Genomic DNA, 7853 nt, shown 5'->3' on the forward strand with positions numbered 1-7853 from the left:
CTTCCGATCTGACAGAAAGTATATTTTGATTCATTCATTGACCTTGCTACTATCCATATCTGGATTCAAAGAATCTTATTAGTGGGATAAGTTCAAGCTCTGACTGAATAAAAATTAATATATCATGCTAAATTACCTTCAAAAAAGCCATGAATGAAACCCTTACTAGATAAGAAAAATGAACATTATTTACTAGTTATTTATGAGGTTTAGCACTGATTCGGGCTTTTGAGCTTTATTGTCGAGTTTAGTTTTGATATCTAACTAATAATTTTGCATAACAGATACTGACATAACCAAAATCATTAAACCTTAAGCAAGCTAGAAAATTTTCTAGCTTGCCTAAGGTTTCGTTAAGTTATAGAGTTAAATATAGTGCTTGAATGAAAGTCTACATCTAGAGTAGTTAACCAATTTCACCTTTGGGTAAAGAGCAGATGAATATTAGATGCAATTGTATGAAGACAAAGTTTAGTAAATTCAATTAGCAATCCTTGCTGATTATACGCCTCTTGCAAGGCTAACTCGGATTGCGCTTTGCTTAACAATGTTTACAAAAATATAAGCTGCTTTCAAATGTTCTCAAGTTCATATAAATGATTTATCAGTGAAGTTTTGGGCTACAAGTAAATACCCTGGGTAGGGATATGCTAAAAATGATTTGACGGCAAGTACGCTGTGGTTAACATCTGGCAAGCAGTTAGTCTAGATAATTTATTGAATTTGATTATTAGGGCAAGTCATGAACAAAAAATGGGCTGTCAAACGAATGATACTAAATCTCACATCTAGTGAAAGCGAAAAACTTGAACAATATTACGTGAACACAGGTAGACCAACAACTGATGTGATTCGGAAGTTGATTCGTTCTCTCTCCATAACCGAGTTATCAGCGTCTGAATAAGCTAACCCTGAAGCCCTAACGGGAGTTGTACACAACCAATCAGCAGATATTATTGGTTAAGTAAAACACCATAATGTTGACCTGCACGACGTACACAACGCGTGTACGTCAACTATTCGTTGTGTTGTCAATACTGCAAAATAGTCGAAAGCAATGCATATATGCAACACGTTCTCGTGTTGCTCTCCACTTTCTTAATTAGTTAGTCAAAATTAGCAGTATTTTTACTTGCATCTTGCACTAAATTTTTTATTTTTCTTCAATGACTAAAGGTTTACCTCTTATTCATTGTGCTTTGAATACTATAAGTAATTTGAGATATTAATCATGATGATTAGGACGAGATAATGGACGAAGCTAATTTTGAAGACAAATACAATTTTCTTTACTCTCGTAATCGCTACTACGGTCAGATGAAGCCAGAAAACTTAGTATTCAATACCAATTTACAAGAATTTGCTCAAAAGGTCGGTTACATTTCTGTTTTGGAAAGTAATGGTCAGCTTGACCCGTCCGAGTCTTACAAGCAAATAAAGGCACTTTGGAAACAGTTGAAGGACAGTCAGAAAGAATTGGGAATTACTAAATCCTCACCATCTACTTGAACTTACTTAAATTCTGACAGCCTTAAGCATTCCCGCTCTCTATAAATTGAACAAGCCTTCGATACCCCGCAATTAATAGTGTTGACTTCACAGATACTCTAAATCATGTTTTGGCAGGGTAAAGTTGAAGAAGTTAAAGCTTTATTTGATAATTGCGAAGGCAAACAAGCTAAGAACTTCATCGCAAATCTAGTAAAAACATTGCTCCCGCATTGTCAACTATAGCTATTACCAAGCTGAACAACTTTGTTCTATTGCATAGGAGTGCAATCGAGTCTGCTATTAAACAGATTGGAGCTAGGATGAAAATTTCTGGCGCACAGTGGAATGTTGAGAGTGTCAACCAAATTCTTTCTGAACGCTTAAACTTATCTGAATGGTTTACTGAGTTCTAAGGTATCCAGAAGGGTTGATGGGAGTCGCATAAGGAAAGGTTCATGTGGTACGTTTAGACCTCTGTGGACGTTCTTAAGACAGCTTTGCAAAGATAGGTAAATAAAAACCCCAGCAACTCTTTCCCCATCAGGAGTCGCTAAGGTTTAGTCACCGGGCACAGTACAGATTGGGGCATAGGAAAAATTAGCTTGCCAATCTCATCCGCACCAATCTAACCTCGACTTTTGAAAGGTGCAAGGGCCAAATACCAATAAAAAGACACTTACGTTAAGTAAACCTTGCTAAGTATGGTAGGCAAATAAAAGCCCCAGTAACAGAGAGTTACTGAGGTCATAACATAAGTCTTGTTCTCGATTAATAGGAGCCAGCTATTAACTGTACGCCTGCTCAAATCTAACCTTAACTTTTGAAAGGTGCAAGAGACAAACGTCAAAGAAAAAGACATGGGAAATATAGTCATTAGTACCAATAGTCTGTTAACTAATAATTATGATCTTTGGAAGCGGGCGGCTACTCCTGTTATGCCTGTTGCAAGTATGGGATTCCCAGCGATTTAGGTTGAAAAGCAACACCGCAGACTGGATACATTTCTTTCTGTAATTTGACAAAGCAGGGTTATACCCAAGGGTAGAAGAGATATTCGTTTAAGTGTTTTTACGCAAGTAATTTGAGATTCGGTTGTACAATTTCATCAATAGGTTATATTCTGATAATCTTTTTCAGAGACTATACTTAGTAGTGCTGTTTCAGATATGTAATTAGCTTGATACATTGGTCAAATAGAACACAAAATTAGCAATGGTTTCACCGTTGCTCTACACATTCAAGCTTTAGAGCCATTACTAAAAAAACGAGTACAGAAATACTGCTTTCTGTGCATGGGCATAGATTTTTAGTACACCTGAGCAAAATTTAGCTGCCCCATCTATTGCACTAAATTTATAGATGAAAGCGGTTCCCAGCCTATTCAAGTAGTCTAATCAATTCTCTAATTCATAACTAATATTCCTCTGAAAAATTTACAAAAACTCAACTAAATTCCAGTATTATCACTGTAATTAAATTAATATTTAAGTACTATTCTCGATAAATAGATTCTATAAAATTGTTTGGACATTATGGTGAATAAACAGAGTGACGTAAGCAAAACTTTGCGTAATCGTTGTATTCCAGCATTAGTAGGTGAGTTTCACCTTCACATAGATGCTCAAACACTCTCAAAATCGTTTGAAAATTTTCTGGTAGAAAATCAAAAGTTTTGGAATTCTGACTTCTCAGGGTATCCAGAGCAATTTAGTCATCGTCCTCCCAAAATACATTTAAATAAAAAAACTAAATATGCCCAAGAGCTTCGATCAACCTTTAATGCTCTTATTAACTATATAAAAGATAATCCTAAATCTATTGAAGGTTACATTGAAGCAGAATATATACCTGTTGATATAGACATTGAAGAAAAACCTTTTAACCCACAAGTAGAAATCCCTCTAGTCTTTCAAAATTCATCTCTTTTACCTGGAACATTTCGTCAAGATGAAGTCCATATAACTTTGTTACGAGACTCATCAGATCAAAGATTGCTGAATTCTTTAAGAAATATGGGATTTTATTCTGTCTATATGGAAAAACCATTTGGAGAAGTAGAAATTTTTACAGTTCAAGGAACACGGAGAATAATACGCCAAGTTTTACCTAAGTTAATTACATATTTAAGAGCAGTAGGAGGCGCGACAAAATGTAGTATTAAAGAAGAAAGGATTATTTCTTGGTGGGCAAGCTCTTCTGAGCTTTCATTACCTTGTATTATTAGCTCGATAGCCTAAATATAGCAACAATATGTTAACGCAATTTGCTGCCTGCAATTTATATAAATTAGCAGTAAATTGTTTACTCAATAAAGAGCAAAGATAGCAAGAGCTAGTTTTTAAAATTTCTAATCCTTGCAACAGGTTCAACTTAGATATAAATTCAATACTATCTAAATTGTGACTTTTACCCTCTAATTTTTACCCTTTTCCATCTAAAAAGTAGAGTTTTGTGAAAAGCTTGCCTAGCTTCATATCACAACTTAGTTTATCACAATATATTTTCCCTAAAATCCAATCTACATTGTCAAGCGTGAGCTTAAAAAACAAAATTATTGGTGGATATGCCTTAGCTCTTAGTATTGCTTTAGGGGGAACTACATTTGGATTAGTTCTTGGTAATTATTATTAAGTGAAAGCAAGTAGCATTCGAGATTGTGCCAATCACCAAAATCAGTTATCAAGTGATTTACAAGTTGCTATAGGACTAATATTTGATTTCTGAAAAAGCTCCGTACATTTGAAGAGTGGTAAAATCAAAGGTAGTGTGTCGGATAAACCACTCAAACATCCACTTCACACGAGAGAAGGAAGGAATCAAAGCACAGAAACGCCGCACCCATGTTTTAGCTTCCCGCTCTGATGGCACATGTCTTGAATGTAGTCCTGTATGGTATAGCAATGTTGAAAGTTTAAAGCTATTTAGGATGGCAAGTGAAAAGTTGATTTTCGAGCCAGGGATTGGCTTACCTGGACGCGTGTGGTTATCGAAACAAGCAGAATGGCACCAAGATGTTTGCCCTGCTTCAGACAAAACATATCTACGTACTAAGATAGTTTTAGAGAGCGGGCTGAGAACTAGGCTAGCAATTCCAATTATCGCTGATGATAAAGTCCTAGCTGTACTTGTTTTCTACACATTTGAGTTGCGACATCTTGAGCCACGCTTGATTGAACTACTTTCAGCTTCGACTGAATTGGGTTTGATTATGCAGCGTCAGCTAATTGAAGAAGAAATTAACAGAGCTTTACAACAGGAAATAGAACTCTCAGAACTTAAATCCCGCTTCATTACCATGACCTCTCACGAGTTTCGCACACCTCTAACTACAATTCTGTCATCTGCGGAATTACTTGAAGGCTATAGCCAAAACTGGAGTCAGGAGAAAAAAGTTGAACATTTACAACGTATCCAAGCCTCAGTTGAACAGATGACTCATCTGTTGAATGATGTCTTATTGCTAGGCAAGGCAGAAGCCGACAAATTACAATATCAACCTTGTCCAGTCAATTTGTTTAAATTCTGTAGTGATTTGGTAGAAGAACTGCAACTGGGAGATGGCAAAAAACACACCATTGAATTTATTAAGAACTCTGAATGTAATACAATTTACATGGATGAAAAGCTCTTGCGTTCAATTTTGTCAAACTTGTTATCTAATGCTATTAAGTATTCATCTAAAGGTAGTATTGTTCAATTAATAGTTTATTGTCATTTGGAAGATATAGCTTTTCAAGTAAAAGATTGTGGTATTGGCATTCCCGCAGAAGATATACCAAGGCTGTTTGACCCTTTTCATCGGGCTAGGAATGTAAATGATATCCCTGGAACAGGTCTCGGAATGGCAATTGTCAAAAAAGCTGTTGATTTGCATAGAGGGCAAATTACAGTCAATAGTCAAATAGACGTGGGTACCATTTTTACTGTGATCCTACCCTTAAAATAGTAACTAGAGAAAATTTATGAAAAAGCTTTTAGTCATTGAAGATGAAGCACCTGTCCGAGCCAATATTTTAGAGCTATTGAAGGCGAAGAATTTTAACACCAACGAAGCAGAAAACGGGCATATCGGCGTGCAAATGGCGCTCGAACATCTTCCTTATTTAATCATTTGTGATGTTATGATGCCTGGACTCGATGGATATGGTGTGTTTAATACGTTACGTCAAAATTCTCTAACTGCTACAATTCCTTTCATCTTTCTTACTGCCAAAGCTGACACAGCAGATTTGCGGATGGGTATGTCTTTGGGAGCTGATGATTATTTAACCAAGCCATTTCGAGCAAGGGAATTGCTACAAACTATCACTACAAGGTTAGAAAAACAAGCCATCTTAAAAAAGCAACAAGCACAGAGGCTTGACCAACTACGCTCCAGTATTACTTTATCTTTACCGCACGAGTTGCGAACCCCTCTCAATGGAATTATTGGACTTTCTGAAGTCATGATTGATCATTTCGATTCGTTATCACCAACTGAAAGCTTGGAAATGTTAGAAGACATCCGAGCTTCCGGAAATCGTTTACATCGGCTCATCCAAAACTTTTTGCTCTATGCTGAATTTGAGCTGGTAAAAACGGATAGTGAGCGAGTTACATTTTTTAGAAGCCACCAAACTCTTTGTGCTAATAAAATTATTGCTGAACAGGCTATTTTAAAAGCTCGCTTTGTTAACCGAGAAGCTGATTTGTACTTACAAATTATGTAAGGATTCAGGTCTAATATTTAGGAAGCAGGGATGGGACAGACAGATAATTATTGGAATTAGCCAGCAGTGCTTGTGCAAAAAAATCAATCACAGACCGACTTTGACGACGGCAGGTTTGCACCACCGTCAACAGATAGGCAGTGTGTTTAAACCTCTCCATTGAACGAGAGCCACCACTAACTTTACGTTTTGTTACAGCCAAACGAAGCGAGCGTTCGGCTTGATTATTGTCAGGAGGGACTTCAGGGTTGTCAAGGAAATACCACCATTGGCTGGCTTTATCCCGTAAAGAACGTAAAAGGTTTCCGGCTTTTGCTCCGGCTAAGTCAATCCACTGATTGAGTGTTTGTTGCAACTTGGATTTGAATTGATTGACCCAATCGTTATAGCTGTTGGAGTCAAAAGTCTCAAACCATTGAGCATAACTCCTAAATGCTTCGTCAATTAAATCAACAAACGCTTCACCAATAGCTTGGTTGTGGAGACCTGGAAGTATAATTAGTTTTTTGAAGTGACGTCGTAGATGAGCCAAACATTTCTGTTGGTCAGCCACTGCATAACCATTGTAAACACTAAAATCGTCGCTGCTGAGTACCCCTGTATATTTAGCCCCTAAAATTGTTTCTAATTCGGAGCGTGAGCGAGTATCATCTGCTGTAAATAAACAGAAATCAGAATTAGCAACTACCCACAACCATTCTTTGATTCCTTTGACTGACCAAGGTGTTTCATCTACATGGATGTTAGGTTGAGTTTGTTTTACCCAATTACTTAATTCAATAATGCTTGGTTCAATTGCTTGAGTAATTTGTTCATTGGTGGCGACTAAAGTTCCTAACCCAATTTCAATTTGCCCCAGTTCCCACAACATTTCTTGCTGTTTTTCATAGGGCATGTGTGCATAATTATTTACCCATCCTAAGAACGCCTGTAATCTAACTCCTAAATCTTGCCCTGGAACGATATCTGGCGACCATGAGGCTGTTTGTATATTTCCACAGCATTCACACACGCACGTCTGACGTTGATACTCCACTATTTCAATGGGACGTTCCACTAATTGCGCTACAGACTGTTTTTCTATTTTTACTGCCACGGTCGCAAATGCTTTTTGACCGCAATAAACACAATCTTCTGGACGTAAGATTTCATAACGATCTACTCTGCCAAAACCAGAGCGCGTTTTTCCTCGATGCCCTGGTTGTCCTCCTGGTTTCCTTTTCGGAGCCTCACTCTCAAGAAGTTTATCCTGCTGTTTGTTCTCTGTTTTTTTGAGGATATCCCCCGATGGTGGTTTCGATGATGTTTTACTATCTAAATCTCTACTGACCTTGAGTTTCTCTAGTTCTTGTTCTAGTTTTAAAATTCTGGAGTTTAGTTTCTCTGTGGCGATCGCCTGCTCGACAATGATATCCACCAGTTGTTCCGGAGCCAACTGGAGAAGGGTTTCACGCTCTAGTTTCAGAGGCAGGCCTTTTTCCATAATTGTGATAGTCCGCCTTACATGTCACACTTGTCAATACCCCTTGACCTGAATCCTTACGTACGCTCTCAGCAATAAACTAAGTTGCTAAGTAGTTATTTGAATGAGTCATTTCTCTTGACTTTTAAGGGCAATCGCAGTTGTGCGATGGCGTATCCGCCCTTTCCGGT

At 37.5% G+C, this 7853-nt stretch carries 6 protein-coding genes and 2 pseudogenes; 6 read left to right on the forward strand and 2 right to left on the reverse strand.

Features of this window, described 5'->3' with window-relative positions:
- The first annotated feature begins 742 nt into the window (after window positions 1-742).
- The 4 genes and pseudogenes from H6G26_RS35960 (at window position 743) to H6G26_RS35975 (ending at window position 3728) form a co-directional block, all read left to right on the forward strand.
- A complete protein-coding gene (locus H6G26_RS35960) occupies window positions 743-904 on the forward strand; it encodes a CopG family transcriptional regulator (RefSeq protein ID WP_190736161.1) in 162 nt (53 codons plus the stop codon).
- A gap of 347 nt (window positions 905-1251) precedes the next feature.
- Window positions 1252-1509 (forward strand): hypothetical protein, encoded by a 258-nt coding sequence (locus H6G26_RS35965; RefSeq protein WP_190736163.1) that lies wholly within the window; start codon window positions 1252-1254, stop codon window positions 1507-1509.
- 105 nt (window positions 1510-1614) lie between these two features.
- Window positions 1615-1899, forward strand: a pseudogene (locus H6G26_RS35970) (ISKra4 family transposase); the annotation flags it as partial.
- 1124 nt (window positions 1900-3023) lie between these two features.
- Entirely contained in the window at window positions 3024-3728 is a 705-nt protein-coding gene (locus H6G26_RS35975) for a hypothetical protein (RefSeq protein ID WP_190736165.1), read from the forward strand.
- Window positions 3729-4197: 469 nt separating this feature from the next.
- Here the strand turns inward: H6G26_RS35975 and H6G26_RS35980 are convergent.
- Window positions 4198-4344 (reverse strand): annotated as a pseudogene (locus H6G26_RS35980) (IS630 family transposase); the annotation flags it as partial.
- A 73-nt stretch (window positions 4345-4417) separates the two neighbouring features.
- Here H6G26_RS35980 and H6G26_RS35985 point away from each other — a divergent pair.
- Together H6G26_RS35985 and H6G26_RS35990 are read left to right on the forward strand one after the other, a co-directional pair.
- Window positions 4418-5437: a HAMP domain-containing sensor histidine kinase gene (locus tag H6G26_RS35985; protein WP_190736167.1), complete on the forward strand. Its 1020-nt coding sequence runs from the start codon at window positions 4418-4420 to the stop codon at window positions 5435-5437.
- 16 nt (window positions 5438-5453) lie between these two features.
- Window positions 5454-6200: a response regulator gene (locus H6G26_RS35990; protein WP_190736169.1), complete on the forward strand. Its 747-nt coding sequence runs from the start codon at window positions 5454-5456 to the stop codon at window positions 6198-6200.
- A 10-nt stretch (window positions 6201-6210) separates the two neighbouring features.
- Here the strand turns inward: H6G26_RS35990 and H6G26_RS35995 are convergent, their stop codons facing one another.
- Complete coding sequence (locus tag H6G26_RS35995; RefSeq protein WP_190736172.1) at window positions 6211-7683, reverse strand: IS66 family transposase; 1473 nt, start codon at window positions 7681-7683, stop codon at window positions 6211-6213.
- Window positions 7684-7853: the final 170 nt, after the last annotated feature.

This window comes from Nostoc sp. FACHB-888 (genome assembly GCF_014696655.1).
Classification (GTDB): domain Bacteria; phylum Cyanobacteriota; class Cyanobacteriia; order Cyanobacteriales; family Nostocaceae; genus Nostoc.